Annotated in this window: 16 protein-coding genes; 8 read left to right on the top strand and 8 right to left on the bottom strand. The window is 69.8% G+C overall.

What is annotated here, in order from left to right:
• Positions 1–38: 38 nt before the first annotated feature.
• From AXE84_RS12145 to AXE84_RS12115, 7 genes are all read right to left on the bottom strand, one after another.
• Entirely contained in the window at positions 39–1,574 is a 1,536-nt protein-coding gene (locus AXE84_RS12145) for a hypothetical protein (RefSeq protein ID WP_060958057.1), read from the bottom strand.
• A gap of 205 nt (positions 1,575–1,779) precedes the next feature.
• Positions 1,780–2,655: a tryptophan synthase subunit alpha gene (gene trpA / locus AXE84_RS12140; protein ID WP_060958056.1), complete on the bottom strand. Its 876-nt coding sequence runs from the start codon at positions 2,653–2,655 to the stop codon at positions 1,780–1,782.
• A 1-nt stretch (position 2,656) separates the two neighbouring features.
• Entirely contained in the window at positions 2,657–4,924 is a 2,268-nt protein-coding gene (gene trpB, locus AXE84_RS12135) for a tryptophan synthase subunit beta (protein ID WP_060958055.1), read from the bottom strand.
• A gap of 9 nt (positions 4,925–4,933) precedes the next feature.
• Entirely contained in the window at positions 4,934–6,022 is a 1,089-nt protein-coding gene (gene trpD, locus AXE84_RS12130; RefSeq protein ID WP_060958054.1) for an anthranilate phosphoribosyltransferase, read from the bottom strand.
• A gap of 113 nt (positions 6,023–6,135) precedes the next feature.
• A complete protein-coding gene (locus AXE84_RS12125) occupies positions 6,136–6,843 on the bottom strand; it encodes an anthranilate synthase component II (RefSeq protein ID WP_081093169.1) in 708 nt (235 codons plus the stop codon).
• A 3-nt stretch (positions 6,844–6,846) separates the two neighbouring features.
• Complete coding sequence (locus AXE84_RS12120) at positions 6,847–8,592, bottom strand: anthranilate synthase component 1 (RefSeq protein ID WP_060958053.1); 1,746 nt, start codon at positions 8,590–8,592, stop codon at positions 6,847–6,849.
• A gap of 159 nt (positions 8,593–8,751) precedes the next feature.
• The gene (locus AXE84_RS12115; protein WP_060958052.1) at positions 8,752–9,261 is read right to left on the bottom strand and encodes a VTT domain-containing protein; all 510 of its coding nucleotides are present in this window, start codon (positions 9,259–9,261) and stop codon (positions 8,752–8,754) included.
• Between the two features lie 164 nt (positions 9,262–9,425).
• Between AXE84_RS12115 and lepA the strand changes: the two genes are divergently transcribed.
• The 8 genes from lepA to AXE84_RS12070 all read left to right on the top strand — a co-directional run bounded on the left by lepA (position 9,426) and on the right by AXE84_RS12070 (position 20,057).
• On the top strand, positions 9,426–11,345 hold the full coding sequence (gene lepA / locus AXE84_RS12110) for a translation elongation factor 4 (RefSeq protein ID WP_060958051.1): 1,920 nt from the start codon (positions 9,426–9,428) through the stop codon (positions 11,343–11,345).
• A 95-nt stretch (positions 11,346–11,440) separates the two neighbouring features.
• Positions 11,441–12,256 carry an MOSC domain-containing protein gene (locus tag AXE84_RS12105; protein WP_060958050.1) on the top strand — a complete coding sequence of 272 codons (816 nt, stop codon included), beginning with the start codon at positions 11,441–11,443 and terminating at the stop codon, positions 12,254–12,256.
• Positions 12,257–12,332: 76 nt separating this feature from the next.
• Positions 12,333–13,343 (top strand): tRNA (guanosine(46)-N7)-methyltransferase TrmB, encoded by a 1,011-nt coding sequence (gene trmB / locus AXE84_RS12100; RefSeq protein WP_060958049.1) that lies wholly within the window; start codon positions 12,333–12,335, stop codon positions 13,341–13,343.
• Positions 13,340–14,656, top strand: coding sequence for a CynX/NimT family MFS transporter (locus tag AXE84_RS12095; protein WP_060958048.1), 1,317 nt, complete (start codon positions 13,340–13,342; stop codon positions 14,654–14,656). Before trmB ends, AXE84_RS12095 begins: the two co-directional genes overlap by 4 nt.
• A gap of 35 nt (positions 14,657–14,691) precedes the next feature.
• On the top strand, positions 14,692–15,939 hold the full coding sequence (gene hemW, locus AXE84_RS12090; RefSeq protein ID WP_060958047.1) for a radical SAM family heme chaperone HemW: 1,248 nt from the start codon (positions 14,692–14,694) through the stop codon (positions 15,937–15,939).
• A gap of 706 nt (positions 15,940–16,645) precedes the next feature.
• On the top strand, positions 16,646–17,302 hold the full coding sequence (locus tag AXE84_RS12080; RefSeq protein WP_236750071.1) for a hypothetical protein: 657 nt from the start codon (positions 16,646–16,648) through the stop codon (positions 17,300–17,302).
• 154 nt (positions 17,303–17,456) lie between these two features.
• Positions 17,457–18,500: a ferrochelatase gene (gene hemH, locus AXE84_RS12075; RefSeq protein WP_060958046.1), complete on the top strand. Its 1,044-nt coding sequence runs from the start codon at positions 17,457–17,459 to the stop codon at positions 18,498–18,500.
• A gap of 135 nt (positions 18,501–18,635) precedes the next feature.
• Positions 18,636–20,057, top strand: coding sequence for a sodium:proton antiporter (locus AXE84_RS12070; protein WP_060958045.1), 1,422 nt, complete (start codon positions 18,636–18,638; stop codon positions 20,055–20,057).
• Between the two features lie 35 nt (positions 20,058–20,092).
• Here AXE84_RS12070 and AXE84_RS12065 read toward each other — a convergent pair whose 3' ends face one another.
• On the bottom strand, positions 20,093–21,160 hold the full coding sequence (locus AXE84_RS12065) for a DUF3097 domain-containing protein (protein ID WP_420480483.1): 1,068 nt from the start codon (positions 21,158–21,160) through the stop codon (positions 20,093–20,095).
• Between the last annotated feature and the right edge of the window lie 89 nt (positions 21,161–21,249).

The raw sequence follows: 21,249 nt of genomic DNA, 5'->3' as shown, positions 1-21,249 counted from the left end.
ACCTTCAGCCAGCCGGGCTGATCGACCTGTGCTCGTGCTCAGTTTTTCGTGCGCGTCACGACTGTGCAGGCCGAGTAGGTGCCGGGCTCAACCCCGTCGCTGCCGACGACGTCGATCTGGGTGGTCAGTCCCCTGGAGGGGTCCTTGGGGTCGCAGGTGCCCAGGGACTTCCACGTGTCCTCGGTGACCGCCGCAGCATTGACCTCGTAGAAGGCGGTGAAGGTCATCGTGGTTGACGAGTGGGCGTACAGGGTGTCGCTCGTGGACAGGGGTATAGAGCCATCGGGCTGGAGCGCGTAGTCGTCCATACTGATCCACCACGGCGTGCCACTGTTCAACACGTACATGAAGCTGAAGCCGGCCGGGACCGGAGGATGCAGGACGATATTGGAGGTGTGGCCGTCGGCGTCGGTGGTGTTGGTGAAGGTGACGGTGTAGCCGACCTCGACCTCGTAGGTGCCGGTGGGGGCGGCCTCAACTCCGCGATCAGTGGGCTCGACCTTCACCTCGCCGATGGGGCGGTCCTTGGTGAAGTCGCTGGAGAAGGTCTGCTTGCCGGTGGTCAGTGAGGCCTTGACCGCGTTGCGTCCCACGACGCCGGTGAGGTCCACCTGGCAGGTGATCTCCTTGCCCTGGGGGACCTTGGCCGTTCCGCTGGAGACGGTGAGGTTCTCGGCCGGTCCGGTGGCGGAGACGACCTTACCTCCGAAGGCGGTCAGGTCGCAGGTCAAGGTGCCCACCTGGGCCTGCCCCCTGGTCCGGCCGGCGGAGATGGTGAAGTTGGACAGGGGCGTGGTGGAGTCGTTCCGCGCCGTCATGGTGAAGCGGGACGTGTCCCTGGCGGCGCCGTCGACCGCGACCTCCTGGGTGGACACGGTGGCGTGAGCCTCGCTGGCAGCGGGCTTGTGGGCCGTCGCGGTGGGCGTGAGAACCAGGCTGCCCGTGGAGGTGGTGATCTTCGGGCTGAAGGTGTAGCTGCGTGCGTCCGCACCGGGAGCCACGACTGTGGTCCCCAGATCCAGGTCGAGATAGGAGCTCTGGTCCCGGGCGGCGTCGAAGTTGACCTCATAGGTCAGGCTCAGGTGCTCAGGAGTGCAGGAAGCGGCTGTGACCGAGCCGGCGCTGTCCCCGTGCTGGTTGTAGTACAGGTGGTCGAAGAAACCCAGGCCGGAGTCGGCCAGCTTCGATACGGGCTCGTCCTTGCCTCTGTCAATGTAGAAGGCACTGGTCCCGGTTACCCTGTCGCCGTCCGGAGAGGGGCAGGTCCAGGTCCACTGACCCGGCACGGAGTCGGCTTCAATGGTGACGGTGGTCGTTGAGTTCGGGGCGACGGTCGAGGGGACTCGGACACCCCAGCTCAGGCAGCCCTCGGCACTGTTGGAGCCGTGGCAGCCGGCGCCGGCGGGATGATAGCGACCCTCCACGGTGATTCCTGGGCTCGGGGCGGCGGTTGGGACGGCTGCGCTCACCGGAGCGGCGACGGCGCCGACGGTGAGCAGGGTAAGAACCGTGGCGACGCCCAGGAGGCGCCGCCACGGACGAGTGGGTGGGGAGGATGGGACGTGCATGAGCATGCCTTTCACTGAAATGATCGGAAGGGGCGCCGACCGGTCCTTTAATATATCTCTGAACACAGTGCTATGGAAATGGTGAAGCGCTTCTTCTGCCGCGCTTTCCCTGCCTTCATGAAATGAATAGACAAAGGTCGATTGCACCCAGCTTTCGGTGCAACCGACCTTTGTCGTTGTTCTTCCTGGCTCGTCTGCCAGACCTCGCCCATCAGTGCGGGCGCGTGGCCCCCTTCATCGTGGCGGTGAAGGTGACCAGGTCACTGCGCAACGCTCCGAGCGCGTAGTGACGACGCTCCTCGTTACCGCCTGCGCCGTTGTTGCCGCTGGCGGCCGCCACAATCTCGGGGGCGTAGCGCTCCACGATCTTGACCGTGGCCGATCCACTGATGGCGCCGTCAGCGCCGGCTGCGATGGCCTCGGCGACCTGCTCGGGCGTGGAGATGCCGAAGCCCAGCATCACCGGTGCGGCGGCGTCGGCGCGCAGCCGCTCCACCGACTCGGCGAGCCCCACGGTGGAGGAGGCCCGCTCGGTGCCGGTCACCCCCACCCGGGAGACGGCGTAGACGTAGCCGCGTGAGGCCGCCGCTACCGCGTCCAGGGTCTCGGCCGCGGCGGACGGCGGGGCGATGTAGACGGCGTCGATACCGGCCTCCTCGGCGGCCCGACTGAAGGGGGCCGACTCGCGGATCGGGACGTCGGGCAGCAACACCGAGTCGATGCCGGCCTGCGCGCACTCGGAGTAGAAGCGCTCCAGGCCCATGGCGAAGGGCACGTTGCCGTAGATGAGCATGCCGATGGGCAGCCACGGGTGGCGCCGGCGCACCCGCCGAACCACCTCCAGGCAGTCCTGGAAACCCACACCCGCGGCCAGGGCCCGCACATGCGCCTTCTGGATCGTGGGGCCGTCGGCGACCGGGTCGGTGAAGGGCACACCGAGCTCGAGGGCGTCGGCCCCACCGGCGATGAGCGCCTCGATGACGGCCTCGCTGGTGTCCGGGTCGGGGTCACCGACCATGACGAAGGGGACGAAAGCGCCCTCACCGCGCTCCTTGAGGGCGGCGAACATCGCGGGATAACGACTCATCTCAGAACTCCTCATCCGGGCCGGCGTCCGGGCTGGTGCCCATGGCGGCGTTCAGACCCGCGTACTCGGTGCGCTTGCCCATCTGCTCCACCATGCGCGAGGCCCTGGCCACGGCGCCGTCAGTGGAGAAGGAGCCGCCCAGCCTCGCCTGCACCTGGTCAAGATCCTTGTCCCCACGGCCCGACAGGCACACCAGCAGGATCGGGGGCTCCTCGCCGTCGGGCACCTGGCGGGCCATGGCCAGGGCCTGAGCCAGGGCGTGGGCCGACTCCACCGCGGGGATGATCCCCTCGTGGCGCGACAGCAGCCGGAAAGCCTCGATCGCCTCGTCGTCACTGATGCCCACGTAGCGGGCCCGGCCGGTGTCCGACAGCCAGGCGTGCTCGGGCCCCACGCCCGGGTAGTCCAGGCCCGCCGAGACCGAGAAGGACTCCTCGACCTGCCCCTCCGAGGTGCGCATGAGGTAACTGCGCGCCCCGTGGAGGATCCCCACCAGCCCCTTGTTGATGGGGGCGCCGTGGCGGGAGGTCTCCAGGCCCTCACCGGCCGGCTCAACTCCGATGAGCTCGACCCCGGGGTCGTCGATGAACTCGGCGAACATGCCGATCGCGTTGGAGCCGCCGCCCACGCAGGCGATGACCGAGTCCGGCAGCCGCCCCGTCAGGCCCAGGACCTGGGCGCGGGCCTCCCGGGAGATGACCCGGTGGTACTCACGCACGATCGTGGGGAAGGGGTGAGGACCGGCCGCCGTGCCCAGCAGGTAGTGGGTGTCGGCGAAGGAGGCCGTCCAGTCGCGCAGCGCCTCGTTGACGGCGTCCTTGAGCGTGCCCGCACCACTGTCCACCGGGACCACCGTGGCGCCCATGAGCTCCATACGCTCGACATTGGGCGCCTGACGCACGACGTCGGTGGCCCCCATATAGATGGTGCAGTCCAGGCCCAGCAGGGCGCAGACCATGGCGGTGGCCGTCCCGTGCTGGCCGGCGCCGGTCTCGGCGATGATGCGCCGCTTACCCATCCGCTTGGCCAGGAGGGCCTGCCCCAGAACCTGGTTGCCCTTGTGGGCGCCACCATGGACCAGGTCCTCGCGCTTGAGCAGGATGCGGGCATTGCCCTCCAGCGGCAGGTTGCGCAGCTCGGTGACCGCCGTGGGACGCCCCAGGTAGCGGGTCATGAGCGTCTCCAGCTCGGCGGCGAAGGCCGGATCGGCCTGGGCATCGATGAAGGCGTCCTCGAGCTGGTCCAGCGCCGGGATGAGCAGCTCGGGCACGAACTGGCCCCCGTAAGGACCGAAGAAGGCCGGCAGGCGCGGATGGTGACCCGTCTCCTGGCCGCCCCGGTCCAGGGCCGACGACGACGTACCCTCACCCTGAGGCAGCGGTACCGCGGTGGCCAGCTGACGAGCGGCCTCGGCCGGATCCGGGGCCCCGGACAGGGACGAACCCACCAGGAGGGCGTCCACCAGGCCCGACATGCGCCGCACATCCTCGGCAGCACCGACCCCCGACTCACCCACAAGCACCACCCCGGCCGGAGCCAGCGGAGCCATCTCCTCGGTGCGCGCCAGATCCGTCTCCAAGGTGCGCAGATCACGGTTGTTGATACCGATGACCTCCGCCCCCAGGGCCGAGGCACGATACATCTCCTGAGGCGTGGAGACCTCCGTGAGCACCTCCATGCCCAGGCTGTGAGCCAGCTCGGCCAGCTCGCGGTAGACGTCGTCGGGCACCACCGAGAGCATGAGCAGGACCGCGTCCGCCCCCAGGCTGCGAGCCGCCAGCACCTGGACCTCATCAACGATGAAGTCCTTGCACAGGACGGGCACGTCCACCACCTCGCGCACAGCGGCCAGGTCGTCGAAGGAGCCGTTGAAACGATCGGGTTCGGTGAGCACCGAGACCGCGGCCGCGTAGGGTGCGTACTGGGCGGCCAGCGAGGCCGGGTCGTAGTCGGAGCGGATGGTGCCGCGTGAGGGTGAGGCCGCCTTGCACTCCATGATGAGAACCGGCTGCGGGCTGCGACCCTGGCCGCTACGGGTGCGCAGGGCGGCCGCGAAGGAGCGCTGCGAGCGTTCCAGGTCCTCGGCTCTCAGGTGCCCGAAACGGGCGCGCAGCTCATCAATGCGCTCGCGGCGCGCCTGGACGATCGAGTCCAGGACGGTGCCCGTGGCGATGAGACGCGCCTCAACCGGCTCACGGTGGGCGCGCTCGCCAGGGCCTGCGCCATCGGGTGACGCAGCGGGGACGGGGGCGGTGTCGGGGGTGGTCACGGCTTCTCCTCAGGCCGTCTCAGTGGCGAGGTCACTGGCTTTGGTCATGGACTCCAGGTGGCGGGCCACGCCACCGGAACGGATCTGCTCCAGGGCCGCCGCAGTGCCGTCGGCAAGGCTGTCGGCCCGGCCGGTGAGGTACAGCAGGGCACCGGCATTGACTGCGATCGCGTCGCGGTGGGCGGGCCGTCCCTCACCCGAGACGGCCTCGCGCAGCAGGCGGGCGTTGTCGGCCGGCTCCCCACCCAGCAGGTCGGCCAGCTCGTAGGCGGGCACGCCCAGGTCCGCAGGCGTGACCTCGTAGGCCCGCACCCCGTCGGGTGTCGCCTCACGCATGAGGGTCGGCCCGTGGACGGCGATCTCGTCCAGGCCCGAGCCGTGGACCACGAGCGCGCGCTCGCGCCCCAGCTGGACCATGGCCTCAGCGATCATGTCCAGCATACCCGGGTCCCACACGCCCATGAGCTGGAAGGTCAGGTGGGCCGGGTTCACCAGCGGCCCCAGGACATTGAAGATCGTGGGCGTCGCCAGCGCCTTGCGCACCGGCGCCACATGCCGCATCGCCGGGTGGTAGGCCTGGGCGAACAGGAAGGTGAAGTGGTCACGGGCCAGCAGTTCGACCGCCGTGGCCGGCTCCACGTCCAGCGGCAGCCCCAGCTCGGCGATGACATCGGCCGCCCCCGTCTTGGAGGACACCGCCCGGTTGCCGTGCTTGGCCACCGCGACCCCCAACGAGGCGGCCACCAGGCCCGCCCCCGTGGAGATGTTGATCGTGCCCACGCCGTCGCCCCCGGTGCCCACGACGTCCACCAGCGGGAAGGACACCGAAGGGAAGTCCCGGGCCGCCTGACGGAAGGCGCTCGCGGCCCCGGCGACCTCCTGGGGCTCCTCACCGCGGGCGTGCAGCGCCGCCAGCAGCGCCGCCGTCTCCACCTCGGACAGCTCGCCGGCGCCCAGGGCCGCGAAGACCGCGGAGGCCTGCTCGCGGCTCAGGCGCCGTCCCTGCACCACTTCTCGCAGCAGCTCGTGCGCCTCCTGCGCCGTGGCGGCAGGCGCGGCCTGCGCAGCGGCCGGGGCCGCGCTGTTGGTCTGACTCATCGGTCTGTAGCTCCTTCGCAGGTGGTTGAGGCTTGTGGGGCGCCCGGGGGTGATTCTGCCCGAACGGCTGCTTCGACGCCGGTATCTGCGCGACGCCGGGCCGGTGGCGCGGCTCAGGGGGTCTGGGCCAGGCCAGCAGTGACGGCCTTGAGCAGGGCCGGGCCCTGCGGGGTGAGGATCGACTCGGGGTGGAACTGCAGCCCGACCGCGGGCAGCGACCGGTGCCGGGCCGCCATGACGATGCCTCCGCTTGTGTCCTCATCTGTCGGGGTAGTCCGGGCAAGGCTGACAAGTGCCTCAGGAAGTGTGCGCGTGCCCAGGGAGTGGTAGCGGGCCACGTCCAGCGGACCGCCGTCGAGGACCGCGAAGGCCTCGTCCGCGCGCCCCGCCTCAGTGACCTCGAGGCGGTCGGAGCGGCCGTGGACCGGGCCGACCGGGCTGACCCGCCCGCCGCAGGCCTCGACCAGGGCCTGGAACCCCAGGCAGATGCCCAGCGTCGGAATCGCCTCATCCAGGGCGGTGGCAATGAGCTCCATGAGGCAGCCCGACGTCGCCGGGTAACCCGGCCCGGGGGACAGGCACAGGACCGGGCGCCGCCCTGCCTGCCGCTCGGCCTCGGTGGGCTCCAGGGCGGCGAGCACCCGGGAGGCCGGCACGTTGTTGCGGTAGACCTCGATCTGGGAGCCGAGGGTCGCGAACTGGTCGACGAGGTTGTAGACGAAGGAGTCGCGGTTGTCGAGCAGAACCACCCGAGCCGGTGCCGATGCCTCGGTACGACTCCCGGTGGCCTGTGCGGTGCTCTGGCTGCTGGTGAAGGACATGGGTCAGGCATCCTCTCCGGTCTGGTTGCCAGCCTGGTTGCCGGTTTGGTCGATGACGAGGGTGGCGCCCTGCGCGGCGGCGACTGCCTCCAGGACGGCACGGGCCTTGTGGACGGTCTCAGCGGCCTCGGCGGCCGGGGAGGAGGCCGCCACGACACCGGCCCCGGCCTGAACCAGAGCTCTCCCGTTCGTCACGAAGCCGGAGCGGATGACGATGCAGGTGTCCAGCTCCCCGTCACCGCGGATGTACCCCACTGAGCCGCCGTAGGAGCCGCGACGCACGCCCTCGGCCTGGCGGATGAGCTCGGCGGCCCGCAGCTTGGGGGCCCCGGTGAGGGTGCCCATCGTCATGGAGGCGCGGAAGGCGTCCAGGGCGTCCAAGTCCTCGGCCAGCTCGCCGGAGACCTCGGAGACCAGGTGCATTACCCGGCTGTAGCGGTCCACACGCAGCAGGTCCTGCACACTGCGGGTCCCCGGACGGCTCACCCGGGCGACGTCGTTACGGGCCAGGTCCACGAGCATGACGTGCTCGGCGACCTCCTTGGCGTCAGTGCGCAGCTCCAGCTCCAGGCGGGTGTCGCGCTCGTGGTCCACCGAGCCGTCAGGGTGCAGCCCGCGCGGCCGGGTCCCGGCGATGGGTCGGATGGCGACCCGGCCACTGCGCACCGAGTACAGCAGCGCCGACTCAGGGGAGGCTCCGAAGAGCTCGAAGTCCGGGGCGGCCAGGTAGAACATGTACGGGCTGGGGTTGGCATGGCGCAGCACGTGGTAGGCGGCCAGCGCATCGGGGCAGTCAATGGTGAAGCCGCGCGAGGGCACCACCTGATAGACGTCGCCGTCAGCGATGTAGCCGCGCATCTCCTCCACGACTGCCTCGAAATCGGCGTCGGAGACGGTGGGCACCGCGTGCAGGACGGGGGAGTCGGGGCCACCGGCCGGTGCCTCAATGGCTGTGTTGGCGCTGTCGGCTGGTTCCTCGATCCTGTCGATGGCGGCGGCCAAGGTCTCCATGCGCCGCTTCAGGTCGGTGGCGTCAACTGAGGCTCCCACCAGGGTCGCCTCCTGCGTGGGGTGGTCGACGACCAGGATGATGCGCGCGTCGTAGAAGAGGTAGTCGGGGCAGGTGTTGGCGCCCTGGGCCACCTCGGGCAGGGACTCGAAGGTGGACAGGTAGTCGAAGGCGAAGGCCCCCGCCTCCAGCGGCAGGTGGGGGTGGTCGACCTCTGCCCGGGCCAGGAGGCGCAGCGGCTCGATCGTGGACAGGGCGGTGAGCCGCTCGCGCTCCTCGATGGACGGGTCGTCGTCGCAGATCGTGGGCAGGGTGAGAGTCAACCGGCCGGGGGCGCGGTCGGTGACGTGCTCGGCCAGCCCCTCCTCAAGACGAGCCAGAGCCGCCAGACCATCGGCCCCGGAGCCTGCCCCGTCGACGGCGTCCAGCGCCTCAGCCGTCACGGTCCCGCCCCAGCACGTCAGCCTGGCCGAGGCCTCCAGGACGGCGACCGTGGTACGCGAGGCCTTCGTCGTGATGTCGGCGCTCTCCAGCAGGACACAGTCCACCGGCCGCACAGAGCCTCCCTGCGTGGCCGGGCCCGCAGTGGTGCGCAGCATGCCGGAGCGAGTCAGCCGCTCCAGCAGGGCACCGCCGTCGGCGTGGTAGCGCACTGAGCGCGTCAGCACAGTGGGTGAGACTGCGGGCAAGGCGGCTGACGGTGCGGCCTCGGGGGCAGTGTCTGGCACGGTGGGTGGCATGGGGCCTCTTTCCTGAGATCGGGGTTCAGGCGGGCCTCTCACTCATGCGTCGGGCGGGCCCGCGGTGAGCGAGCCGGTACGTCCTAGCGCGTCAGGATGGCGGCTCGCCTCAAGGGGAGCCACCACCAGGTCGTGTGCCGTGTCGTCATGGCGGTCACTCTAACGCTGCCGACCCCGGGAGACGAAACCAGTCTCACCAGCTGTCTCAGCGATCGCGGTCCTTCGTCGACGGCGGCGCACCACGATGGAGGCGATCAGCGCCGCGGCGGCCAGGATGACGACGATGCGGCCGATTGGGCCGGTGAGCCAGGCCGACAGGACCGCCATGCCGATGGTCGTGTAGACGGCGGCCCAGGCGATCGCCCCGGCGGCTGTGGCCGCCACGTAGCGGCGCAGCGGCATGCGGGCCACTCCCGCGGAGAGCTGGATGACGCTCTGGATGCCGACGGTCAGGAAGGACACCGGCACGGCCAGCACGCCCCAGCGCGCCGACCACGCCTGGGCGCGGGCGTACACGGGGGACTCGAGCAGCGAGACCCACCGGGTGCGCGCGGTCCCCGCCGTGATGCCCCGGCCGATCCAGTACATCGTGTGCGAACGCATCATGGCCAGGCACCAGAAGAACAGGAAGACCCCGGGGTAGGGCAGGGAGTGGATGCGTTCCAGCATGCGAGGAAGGCTAACCTAAGTCAGTCGCTGTCCGGTGGTGGGATCGCCTACGCCTGCGCCCGTGGGACGTGAGGGGAGTCGGCGTGCGGCCGCACCTCACACTGTGGGTTGGCCCGGCGGGCTGGGGCGGCGGGCCGCCGTCGTGGGAGACTTGGGCCAGACCCATGCCGGATATGAGGAAGAGCCAGGAACCGATCTCCGTGTCACCGATCCCCACACCAGAGCAGATGACCAGCGTCCAGCCCGCCGCCACCGAGCAGGCCCGGCTGCGTAACTTCTGCATCATCGCGCACATCGACCACGGCAAGTCCACCCTGGCCGACCGCATGCTCCAGGCCACCGGCGTCGTCCAGCCCCGCGACATGCGCGCCCAGTACCTGGACCGCATGGACATCGAGCGCGAGCGCGGCATCACCATCAAGTCCCAGGCCGTGCGCATGCCCTGGGCCATCGAAGGCGACGACGGCGTCACGCGCGCCTACGCCCTCAACATGATCGACACCCCCGGGCACGTCGACTTCTCCTACGAGGTCAACCGCTCCCTGGCGGCCTGCGAGGGCGCGGTCCTCCTGGTCGACGCCGCCCAGGGCATCCAGGCCCAGACCCTGGCCAACCTCTACATGGCCATCGAGGGGGACCTGACCATCATCCCGGTCCTCAACAAGATCGACCTGCCCGCCGCCGAGCCGGAGAAGCACGCCGAGGAGATCGCCTCCCTCATCGGCTGCGACGTCGACGACGTCCTCAAGGTCTCGGGCAAGACCGGCCAGGGCGTGCCCGAGCTGCTCGACCGGATCGTCGAGACCGTCCCACCCCCGCACGGCGACCCCGAGGCCCCGGCCCGCGCCATGATCTTCGACTCCGTCTACGACACCTACCGCGGCGTGGTCACCTACGTGCGCGTCGTCGACGGCGCCCTCAAGCCCCGCGAGCGCATCGAGATGCTCTCCACCAAGGCCGTCCACGACCTGCTGGAGATCGGCGTCATCAGCCCTGAGCCCACGCCGTCGGCTGGGCTGGGGGCCGGTGAGGTCGGCTACCTCATCACCGGGGTCAAGGACGTGCGCCAGTCCAAGGTCGGTGATACGGTCACCTCCGCGGCGGCCCCGGCCGACGAGCCCCTGTCGGGATACCAGGACCCCAAGCCCATGGTCTTCTCCGGCCTGTTCCCAGTGGACGGCTCGGACTTCCCGGCCCTGCGCGACGCCCTGGACAAGCTCAAGCTCAACGACGCCGCCCTGACCTACGAGCCGGAGACCTCCGTGGCCCTGGGCTTCGGCTTCCGCTGCGGCTACCTGGGCCTGCTGCACCTGGAGATCATCCGCGAGCGCCTGGAGCGCGAGTTCAACCTGGACATCATCTCCACCGCCCCCTCCGTGGTCTACGAGGTGAAGATGGAGGACCGCAGCACGCACACGGTGACCAACCCCAGCGAGTTCCCCGAGGGCAAGGTCTCCTCCGTCTCCGAGCCGGTGGTGCGGGCCACGATCCTGACCCCCAGCGAGTTCGTGGGCACGGTCATGGAGCTGTGCCAGTCGCGTCGGGGCACCATGCAGGGCATGGACTACCTCTCCGAGTCCCGCGTGGAGATGCACTACGTGCTGCCACTGGCGGAGATCGTCTTCGACTTCTTCGACGCCCTGAAGTCGCGCACCCGTGGCTACGCCTCCCTGGACTACGAGGCGGACGGCTCCCAGGACGCCAACCTGGTCAAGGTCGACATCCTGCTCAACGGGGACAAGGTGGACGCCTTCAGTGCCATCGTCCACCGCGACTCGGCCTACTCCTACGGCGTCATGATGACCAAGCGTCTCAAGGACCTCATCCCGCGTCAGCAGTTCGAGGTCCCCGTGCAGGCGGCCATCGGCACCCGCGTCATCGCCCGCGAGACCATCCGGGCCCTGCGCAAGGACATGCTCGCCAAGTGCTACGGCGGTGACATCACCCGTAAGCGCAAGCTGCTGGAGAAGCAGAAGGAGGGCAAGAAGCGCATGAAGGCCATCGGCCGGGTCGAGGTGCCTCAGGAGGCCTTCATCGCAGCCCTCGGCGCGGACACTCCCACCGGCGCCAAGCCGGGCAAGTAGCGCAGCCTGCGGGCACGAGCAGTATCGAGCAGGGCTGAGTAGGGCTGAGTAGGACCAGGACGGCGCCGGCGGACGACGGAAGGACGGCTGCGGACATGAGTGACACAAGCAGGCAGACCACGGTTGACGCTGCCCTGAGCGACGACGGCTCCGGGCTAGTCCTGACCCGGGAGCTGGCCCGGGTCTTGGGTGAGCCCCACGCCGGTGCGGACGGGCGCCACCAGGACGAGCCCTCACCGTTCCACGACGGCGACCTGGTGGGAACCGTCGGCGCGGTGTGCACCGTCAAGGGGCTGCGGCCCGACGCCGGAGCGGCGGGCGTCTCAGCGATCCACAAGGGTGCCGTCGACGGGCCGGTTGAGGTGAGCCGGACCGGGATCGTCACCGACAGGCACGGGGACCGTGCCCACCACGGTGGCAGTGACAAGGCCCTCTACGTCATGAGCGCCGCTGAGCAGCGCCACTGGTCCGAGGTCCTGGGAGGTATCGAGCCGGGACGGCTGGGGGAGAACCTCCTCATCGAGGGCGATATCGACGACGTGGAGATCGGCGCGATCCTATCCATCGGGGACCCTGGCAACGGAGGGCTGCGGGTCAGGGTGACCGGCGTGCGCAACCCGTGCGCCACCTTCGCCCGCGGTGTGGGCCGTGCGGACTGGGTGGAGGTCTTCTCGGCGCGCAACCGGGTGGGCGTCTACCTGTCGGTGCTCACCGAGGGGGCGGTGCAGACCGGCGACGAGGTGCGCGTGGTCTCCTCCCCGGGGCACCGGGTCACCTGCCGGCGCTGGTTCGCCCACCATGACCCGCGCGACGCCCAGGGGCTGCTCAACTCCGAGATCTTCGGCAACTGCGTCATCGCCGACTTCACCAAGAAGTACGTGCGGGCCGCCGCCCACGAGCGGGTCGGCTGACGGCGCCGCTGAGTGCCCGACGGCCCCGGGCAGACGGTTTCGAGAACTCACAGAAGTAAAGGACGCAAGGCTCCGCATGGCTCAGCACCACCCGCCCCGCTCCCACGCCATCCACTCCAGGGTGCGTTCCTTCTCGCGTGCCGGCGGCAGGCTGCGTCCCGTCCAGGCCGAGGCCCTGGCCCAGCTCGGCCCCCGCTACGTGGTCGACGTGCCGCGGGCCGACGCCGTGCGTACCGTGTCCCCGAGCTTCCGCCTGGATCCGGAGAAGGTCTTCGGGCACGTGGGTCAGGCGCGGCCACTGATCGTCGAGGTCGGCTCGGGCAGCGGTGAGGCGCTCCTGGCCCATGCCGCCGCCCACCCGGGGGTGGACTACCTGGCGGTGGAGGTCTGGGAGACCGCGATCGCCCGCCTGGTGACCTCGATCCACCGTCAGGGCCTGCACAACGTGCGCGTCGTCCCCGCCGATGCCTCCCAGCTGCTGGCCACCGCCCTGCCGGTGTCCTGCGCCAGTGAGGTGTGGGTGTTCTTCCCCGACCCCTGGCGCAAGCCCCGCCACCGCAAGCGCCGCCTGGTGACCACGGCCTTCGCCGACTCGGTGGCGCGGGTACTGCGTCCTGGCGGGGTGTGGCGCCTGGCCACCGACTGGGCGGACTACGCCTGGCAGATGCGTGACGTCGTCGAGGCCGTGGCGGCCCTGCCCACCGGCCTGCGCCCGGACATCACCCTGCCCTACTTCCGGCACGACGACGCCGGTGCCCGCCCCGACCTGGGGGCCGAGACCGCCGAGGGGGACAGCCCGGGCAACGGCCTGGACCCCGGATCCCCGGCGGGCGTGCGCGGCGGGTGGTCGCCCCGCTACGAGGGGCGGGTCATGACCCGCTTCGAGCAGCGGGGCCTGGATGCCGGGCGCACGATCCGCGACCTGACCGCAGTGCGCACCGAGGCGGCCTGGATCCCCGAGCGCGGCGCCTCCATGCTGGATCACCTCGAGGCCGAGGGACAGGCCTGGAACCACGTGGAGTCCCAGCCCTGGCGCCTGCGCGAGGGGCGCGGCGACGGCCTGCTGCACCCGGCGGACCGGTCGTGAGCACAGCTGCCAGGCTGCCCCGCCGCGCCTGGCTCATGGTCATCGTCGCCGGCTTCCTCGGCTTCTGTGCGGTGCTGCGGGCACCGGTCGGCGTCATCCCGCCCCTGCTGACGCGCCTGGGGCAGGACCTGGGGATGGGCGAGGTGGCTCGCGGCGCACTGACCTCCGTGCCGATCCTGTGCTTCGGGCTGCTCACCCCACTGGCCTCGATGGTGGTGCGTCGCGTCGGCATCAACACCGCGGGCCTGCTCACCCTGGGAATGGCTCTGGCCGGGGCGCTGCTGCGCTCGGCCGGCACCACCTGGGCTGCCTTCGCCGGAACCGTCATCATCGGGGCGGGGCTGACGGTGGGCAACCTGGTGGCGCCCATGGTCATCGGCCGCGACTTCTGGCACCGCACCTCACTCATGACGGGCCTGTACTCCTCGACCTGCAACGTCATCGTCACCGCTGCCACCGCCCTGGCCGTGCCGCTGGCCCTCCTCATCGGCTGGCAGGGCTCGGCCGCCGCCTGGACCGCCATCCCGGTGCTGCTGGCCGGGGCACTGTGGCTGTGGGTCTTCCCGCCCGGCAGCCAGGCGCCCCGGCAGAGCCTACGGGAGCGATCGGGGATGACCTCCTGGGTGACGGAGCGCTCCCTGGCCCGTCCGACGTCGCCGACCGGTACCGCCGTCTGGAGACGCCCTCTGACCTGGGTGATGGCGGTGGCCTTCGCGGCCCAGACCTTCTCCTACTACGCGATCTCGGGGTGGCTGCCCACGGCGCTGGTCGACGAGCTCTCCATGAGCGAGTCCGGTGCGGGAGTGGCGGCCTCCGTGTTCTCCCTGCTGGGAATCGTGGGGCCTCTGCTGGTCCCGGTCATGTTCGAGGCGCTGGGGTGGCCGGCCAGCAGGGTCCTGGGCGTCATTAGCGCCTGCTGGCTCATGCTGCCGGTCTGCCTGACGGTGGCCCCCGCCTACTGGCTGGTGCCCTGCATGTTCTCCGGGATTGCGCAGGGTGCTTTCTTTGCCGCCCTGTTCACCCTGGTCATCCGCCGCTCGTCGTCGGTCGACGAGAACCGCCAAACCACCGCGGTCATCCAGACGACCGGCTACTGCCTGGCCGCCACGGGGCCGGTGGTGATGGGCTGGGTCCATGAGCGCAGCGGTGGCTGGGTGGTCCCTTTCGCCATGGTGGCGGGGGTACTGGTGCTCATGACCGTGTGCGCCCAGATCGCCGCCCGCGCCGGCGACTCCGGCAGACCCAAGCCGACCATCCCCGCCGGCGTCCTGTCCGGCGAGGATGAGTCGGCCGAGCAAGGCGGCGACCAGTGAGTCCGGCCCAGCCAGTGGGAGAGCCCCTGCCGGGGATGGGGGAGCTGCCGGCGCAGGTTGCCGAGTCCGCACCGGACGGCAGCGAGCGCCCGTTCTCGGTGTACCTGCACGTGCCCTACTGCCGGGTGCGTTGCGGCTACTGCGACTTCAACACCTACACGAACCTGACCATGGGGCAGGGCGCCTCGGCTGAGGACTTCGTGGGAACCCTCGCCGGCGAGCTGCGCGCCGCCCGCCGCGCCATGGACGAGGCGGGCCTGCCGGTGCGCGCCGCGCAGACCGTTTTCGTGGGCGGAGGAACCCCCACCATGCTGCCCGCCGCCGACCTGGTGAGCATGCTGGATCTGGTGCGCGAGTGCTTCGGGCTCGCTGCCGACGCGGAGGTGACCACGGAGGCCAACCCGGACTCCGTGGACGAAGCCGGCCTGGCAGCCCTGGCCGAAGGCGGCTTCACCCGCGTCTCCTTCGGGATGCAGTCGGCCGTGCCGCACGTGCTGAAGGTCCTGGAGCGCACCCATGAGCCTGCCCGGGTGCCCTGCGTGGTGGACTGGGCGCGACGGGCGGGCCTGAGCACCTCCCTGGACCTCATCTATGGGGCGCCGGGGGAGACCGCCGAGGACTGGCAGCGCTCCCTAGATGCGGTGACCCGCATCGGCCCGGACCACGTGAGCGCCTACGCCCTGGTCATCGAGGAGGGCACTCGCATGTGGGGGCAGGTCCGTCGCGGAGAGCTGCCCATGCCTGAGGACGACGACGAGGCCACCAAGTACGAGATGGCTGACGCCGCCCTGGGGCAGGCCGGCTACGAGTGGTACGAGATCTCCAACTGGGCTCGGCCCGGCTCCGAGTGCCGCCACAACCAGGCCTACTGGCTGGACTGGGACTGGTGGGGCGCCGGGCCCGGAGCCCACTCCCACCTGGGGGACGTGCGCCTGTGGAACACCAAGCACCCGGTCGCCTGGGCCGGGCAGATCGCCACCGGACACCTGCCCGTGGCCGGACACGAGGTCATCGACGCCGACTCCCGCGAGCTGGAGCGGATCATGCTGGGTATCCGTTTGCGCGAGGGCATCGAGCTGGCGAGTCTCGGGAACCGGCCGGGCGGCCCTTCAGCGGAGTGCCCTGATGCGGGCCGAGCCACCCCACCGCACCTGGTGCCCGTCGTGGCCGGCCTCGTCGGCGATGGACTCCTCGACGCCGGCGCGGTACTGCGGGGCCGGGCGGTCCTCACCCTACGCGGCCGTCTCATGGCCGACACCGTCACCCGCGCCCTGACCCAGTGAACCCGAAGCCGATATGAATGTCTGGTAGGTTAGGGTGTCGATCTGCAATCGAAGGAAATCTGACTGTGCTCTCTATATGGCTCAAGCGCGTACTTGCGGTTCTCATTATTCTAGGAACGATTGGCGCAGTTCTTAGTCGTTTGTCGAGGCCTGGTTCTGGCCCTGAGGATCCTGCCGTCCTGCTTGGCGGACTTACTGCGAGGATTCTGCTGCTGGTCCTGGCTGTCTGGCTGCTGGTCAGTGCCAATCGTTCTCGCAGAAAGCTGAAGATGCAGAAGCTGCAGGAGAGCCAGCAGATGACGCAGTGAGCGGGGTCGCCTGGCGCATCGAGGACATCTCCTGGTCGCCACTACGGAGGTCGTCTTCGAGCTCTGCCTTAACTAGGACGAAGGTCCCTATCGCGAGCAGGCAGGTGCGGGCCGCTCACGATCTATCCTTGCTGATGCCCTGATATTTTCAGTGTAGTGCCAGGGAGTTGTGGCAATCTGACGGGATGACTACTCCACAGTATCCAGGTTACCCAGACGACGGATCTCAACCCGGTGGCGTCCCGGGCTACGGAGCACAGCCCGGTTATGGGGCCGGCCCCGACGCTCATCAGCAACCCGGCTACGGACCTCAAGCCGGTGCCGTTCCAAACTACGGGTCTCAGGCTGGGGCGGCACAGGGCTACGGCCCCCAGTCCACCATGGGCGGCGGAGCCGATATGCCGTACTACCCTGCAGGTGCGATGGGCGGTGCGCCGATGAGCGTCGGCGACGGCCTGTCCTGGGCGTGGTCCAAGTTCAAGGACAACGCGCTTATTCTCGTTGTCGGCTTCGGCGTGTGGGCCATTCTTTCAAATCTTGGATTTGACTCGCGTGTCGAGCTCAACGGAGAAGAGTACGGATTCAGCTACGGAATCCCCTTCTGGGGGTATGTCGCTCCCGTTGTCCGCCTGTTCTCGGCCATCGTGGCCGCCAACATGTCCCTCAAGGTGGCTTCTGGGCGGCAGCTGGAGTGGAACGACATCTTCTCCTTCCCGAACTTCGGGGCCAGCCTTCTGGCCAGCCTCCTCACTGCGGTTGCCACGGGAGTGGGCCTGCTCCTGTGCTTCATTCCGGGAATCATCATGGCTTTCCTCCTCTACTATTCCGTCTACTTCACCGTGGATAAGGGCGTGGACGGCATTGCGGGAATGAAGGCGTCGTGGGCAACCTTGTCCAGTCACGTCGGAGAGCTCTTCCCCTTCGCTCTGACCGGTGTCGGCCTCTACTTCATCGGTGGGATCACGCTGATCGGCTGGCTTGTGACGGTCCCGCTGGTGGCGCTGCTCTCCGCCTACTCCTACGTGCGCATCCAGGGCTACGACGTCGTCCGCTGACATCGTCTCCCGAGGTCTCCTCCGCGCCCCGCCAGCTCCAGCCGGCGGGGCGCGGACTCGTTGTGAGCCGGAGGGTGGGCCCGCTCGGCTAGAGTGAGGCCGACGTCGCTCAACACCGTCGTCGAGAACGATCCTGCCCCTCCCAAGGACCTCCGTGCCCCTGAGCCCCACCACCCCTGACCCGAGTGGCGCGGACGAGCGTCCCGCCCTCATCCTGGCCAACCTCGGCACGCCAGCGGCCCCCACGGCCAGGGCCGTCCGGCCCTTCCTGCGGGAGTTCCTCTCCGACCGCCGGATCGTTGAGACGCATCCCCTCCTGTGGCGCCCCGTCCTGGAGGCCATCATTCTGCGGGTGCGCCCTCGTGCATCGGCGGCGAAGTACGCCACCATCTGGCGCCCCGGGGAGGAGACCAGCCGCTCGGGTTCCCCGCTCATGCACTACAGCGAGCGACAGGGCGAGCTGCTCCAGGACGAGCTCGGCGAATCGGTCCAGGTCCGTATCGCCATGCGCTACGGGCAGCCGGCCCTGCGCCGCGTCATGGGTGAGCTCATGGAGGCCGGCTGCCGCAGGATCGCCCTCATCCCGCTCTACCCGCAGTACGCCGCATCCTCGGCCGGCACCGTCGTCGATGAGGCCGCCCGCTTCATCCTGGCCTCCCGCAACCAGCCCGAGCTGCGCACCATCCGCTCCTTCGAGACGGCGCCCGCCTACATCGAGGCCCTCGCCACCGCACTGGAGCAGTACTGGCAGGTCCACGGCCGCCCCGACCCGGCCGCCGGCGAGCGCCTCCTGCTGTCCTTCCACTCCATCCCCCAGGCCATGCACGACGCCGCAGACCCCTACCGCTCCGAGTGCGAGCGCACCGCCCGGCTCCTCTCCCGGCGACTCGACCTGCCCGATGGCCTCGCCCAGCTCACCTTCCAGTCCGTCTTCGGGCCCGCCGCCTGGATCGGGCCGGCCACCATTGACACGGTCGGCGAGCTCGGCCGCGCCGGCTGCCCCCGCCTCGACGTCATCTGCCCCGGCTTCGTCTCCGACTGCCTGGAGACACTCGAGGAGATCAACCAGCTCAACCGCGAGACCTTCACCACTGCTGGGGGCGGCAGCTTCCACTACATCCCCTGGGGCAACGACTCCGACGGCGCCATCGCCGCCCTGGCTCAGCAAGCCAGAAAGGTGCTGGCCGGCTGGATCTGAGCCCGGCGCGGCCCCCTGGCCGCAGCAGGCCGGAAAGTCGGTCTCAGCACGAGAGACCACAGGCCCTCACCGGGGAAACTGATGCCCGGGACGGTATGGTGACGCGAACAGTCCCGATTCTGTGAGGAAAATGCCGTGCATCTTGAGTGGTGGTCCGTCCTGCCCTTCGCGGGCATGCTCGCCTGCATCGCCGTCCTACCGCTGATCCCGGCCACGGCCCACTGGTGGGAGAAGCACTCCAGCCAGCTGATCGTCGCCGTGGGCCTGGGGGTGCCGGTGGCCGCCTGGATGTGGCTCGCCCTGGGCTGGACGTCCGTCTTCGCCGCCGTGGTGGAGTACGTCCAGTTCATCTGCCTGCTGCTGGCCCTGTTCGTCGTCTCCGGAGGCATCTTCCTCAAGGGCGACATCCGGGCCACGCCCCGCAACAACACGATCTTCCTGGCCATCGGCGGAGTCCTTGCCTCCTTCGTGGGCACCACCGGCGCCGCCATGCTCCTCATCCGGCCCCTGCTGGCCACCAACAAGGAACGCCACTACCGGGTGCACACGGTGCTGTACACGATCTTCATCGTGGCCAACTGCGGCGGGCTCCTCACGCCCCTGGGCGACCCGCCCCTGTTCCTGGGCTTCCTGCGCGGGGTGCCCTTCACCTGGACCTTCAACCTCCTGCGCGAGTACCTCTTCGTCAACGTCATGCTGCTGGTGAGCTACTACGCCCTGGACTCCTACTACTACTCCCAGGAGCCCGCCAAGGCCGTGCACGACGACGACACCGAGATCGAGCCCCTGGGCCTCAAGGGTTCGCTCAACTTCGTCTTCTTCGCCGTCATCATCGCCGCCGTCGCCTTCGCCCCCTCCGTCGACGCTCACGCCATCGAGGAGGGGCACGCCGCCCTGGGCGACTGGATCCCCGTGCGCGAGTTCATCATGCTCGCCTCCGCGGCCGGCTCCTACTTCCTGGGCAGCCGGGAGGTCCGCTTCAAGGACAACCAGTTCACCTGGGGCCCCATCGCCGAGGTCGCCATCCTGTTCATCGGCATCTTCCTCACCATGATCCCGGCCCTGCACTACCTCGACGAGGTCGCCGGCTCGCTGCCGCTCAACGAGGTCACCTTCTTCATCTTCACCGGCGGGCTCTCCTCCGTCCTGGACAACGCCCCCACCTACGCGACCTTCTTCGAGATGGCCGGCAAGGTCTCCCACCCCGGCGGCATGGACGTTGCCGGGATTCCCGAGCTCTACCTCGTGTCCATCTCGCTGGGCGCCGTCCTGTGCGGAGCCATCACCTACATCGGCAACGGCCCGAACTTCATGGTCAAGTCCGTCGCCGAGTCCGACGGCGTCGAGATGCCCAGCTTCGGCGGCTACGTGGGGCGCTCCATGAAGCACCTGGTGCCGATCATCGCCGCCATGGTCCTGCTCTTCATCGCCCCGGGCCTCCTGTGGAAGGCTCTGGGCGGAGTGCTCACCGTGGGTCTGCTGGCGCTCGACGCCCGCCTGCTGTCCCAGTCCCGCCGCCTGGCCCTGGCCGACCAGGCCGAGGCCGCTGAGGACTGAACCGCCCTGCTCTCATGAGCCAGCCGTTTCCGGGCTCAGCGCGTGCCCGGGGCGGTGACGAAGTCGATGAGCTCCTCCATGCGGCCCAGCAGGCTCGGCTCGAGGTCCTTGTAGGAGCGCACCGTCGCCAGGATGCGCTGCCAGCCCCGGGCGATATCGGCCTGGTCGGCGTGCGGCCAGCCGAGGGCCTCCAGGGTGCCGTGCTTGATGTCGGTGCCCCGCGGGATGTCCGGCCAGCGCTCCAGACCCACTCGGGCCGGCTTGACCGCCTGCCACACGTCCACATATGGGTGCCCCAGGACCAGCACGTTCTCCCCGCCGGGCATCTCGGACACCCGCTGGGCGATCCGTGACTCCTTGGAACCGCCCACCAGATGGTCCACCAGGACGCCGGCTCGCCGCTCGGGGGCCGGACCGAAGTCGGCCATGACCTCCTCGAGGTTGTCGACGCCGTCGAGCATGAGGACGACGACGCCCTCGTGGCGCAGGTCGTCACCCCAGACCTTCTCCACCAGCTCGGCGTCGTGCTTGCCCTCCACCCAGATGCGCGAGGCGCGCGCCACCTTGGCCCGCTCTCCCTCGACCGCGTAGGAGCCCGAGGCCGTCAGCCGCCTGCCGGCGGCGCTCACCGCGCCGGTGGGCTTGCGCTTGCGCGCCACGGGCGGGTCCAGGATCACCGGGCGGCCCTCGATCCAGAACCCCGGCCCCAGGGCGAAGCCGCGCCGCACACCGTGGCGGTCCTCCAGGACCACGACGTGCTGACCGCCCGACTTCTCCACCGCCACCGCGGCCCCGACGAAACCGGTCTGGCGGTCCTCGACCACCAGTCCCGGTGCCACAGGCACGTGCACCGACTCCGGCCGTATGGCGCCGGGCCCGGTGCGGTGCGGGTTCACTGACAGCACGTCCCCGCCGTAGCGGTCGCTCGACGAGGGCCTACGGGCAGCGGGTGTGCTCGCAGCCGCCCCACCGCGCGAGCGCGAACCGGCCGGGGCGCCCTGCGCCTGCCGTTTCTGCTCCGCCTCGGCGCGAGCCCTCAGGGCGGCGCGGCGGGCGGCAGTCGATCCGGGAACGGGGGAGCGGTACGGGGCGGGCGTGTTCACCCTCGGCACGGTAGGGGAAACTCACGGTCCGCCGGCGGTGGACCCGCCGGAGCACAGCGTAGGATGGCACTCGCATGGGGTGAGTGCTA

Origin of the sequence: Actinomyces oris (genome assembly GCF_001553935.1) — a bacterium.
In the GTDB taxonomy this organism is placed as follows: Bacteria; Actinomycetota; Actinomycetes; order Actinomycetales; family Actinomycetaceae; genus Actinomyces; species Actinomyces oris_A.
This window is presented reverse-complemented; position numbering and strand designations above follow the sequence as displayed.

Excerpts from the sequence above, each read along its gene's own strand:
- trpD (WP_060958054.1), bottom strand. The coding sequence starts at position 6,022 with ATGAGTCAGACCAACAGCGCGGCCCCGGCCGCTGCGCAGGCCGCGCCT.
- AXE84_RS12105 (WP_060958050.1), top strand. The coding sequence starts at position 11,441 with ATGAGTGACACAAGCAGGCAGACCACGGTTGACGCTGCCCTGAGCGAC.
- trmB (WP_060958049.1), top strand. The coding sequence starts at position 12,333 with ATGGCTCAGCACCACCCGCCCCGCTCCCACGCCATCCACTCCAGGGTG.
- AXE84_RS12115 (WP_060958052.1), bottom strand. The coding sequence starts at position 9,261 with ATGCTGGAACGCATCCACTCCCTGCCCTACCCCGGGGTCTTCCTGTTC.
- AXE84_RS12080 (WP_236750071.1), top strand. The coding sequence starts at position 16,646 with ATGCCGTACTACCCTGCAGGTGCGATGGGCGGTGCGCCGATGAGCGTC.
- AXE84_RS12125 (WP_081093169.1), bottom strand. The coding sequence starts at position 6,843 with ATGTCCTTCACCAGCAGCCAGAGCACCGCACAGGCCACCGGGAGTCGT.
- trpA (WP_060958056.1), bottom strand. The coding sequence starts at position 2,655 with ATGAGTCGTTATCCCGCGATGTTCGCCGCCCTCAAGGAGCGCGGTGAG.
- lepA (WP_060958051.1), top strand. The coding sequence starts at position 9,426 with ATGCCGGATATGAGGAAGAGCCAGGAACCGATCTCCGTGTCACCGATC.
- hemW (WP_060958047.1), top strand. The coding sequence starts at position 14,692 with ATGGGGGAGCTGCCGGCGCAGGTTGCCGAGTCCGCACCGGACGGCAGC.
- AXE84_RS12145 (WP_060958057.1), bottom strand. The coding sequence starts at position 1,574 with ATGCTCATGCACGTCCCATCCTCCCCACCCACTCGTCCGTGGCGGCGC.
- AXE84_RS12120 (WP_060958053.1), bottom strand. The coding sequence starts at position 8,592 with ATGCCACCCACCGTGCCAGACACTGCCCCCGAGGCCGCACCGTCAGCC.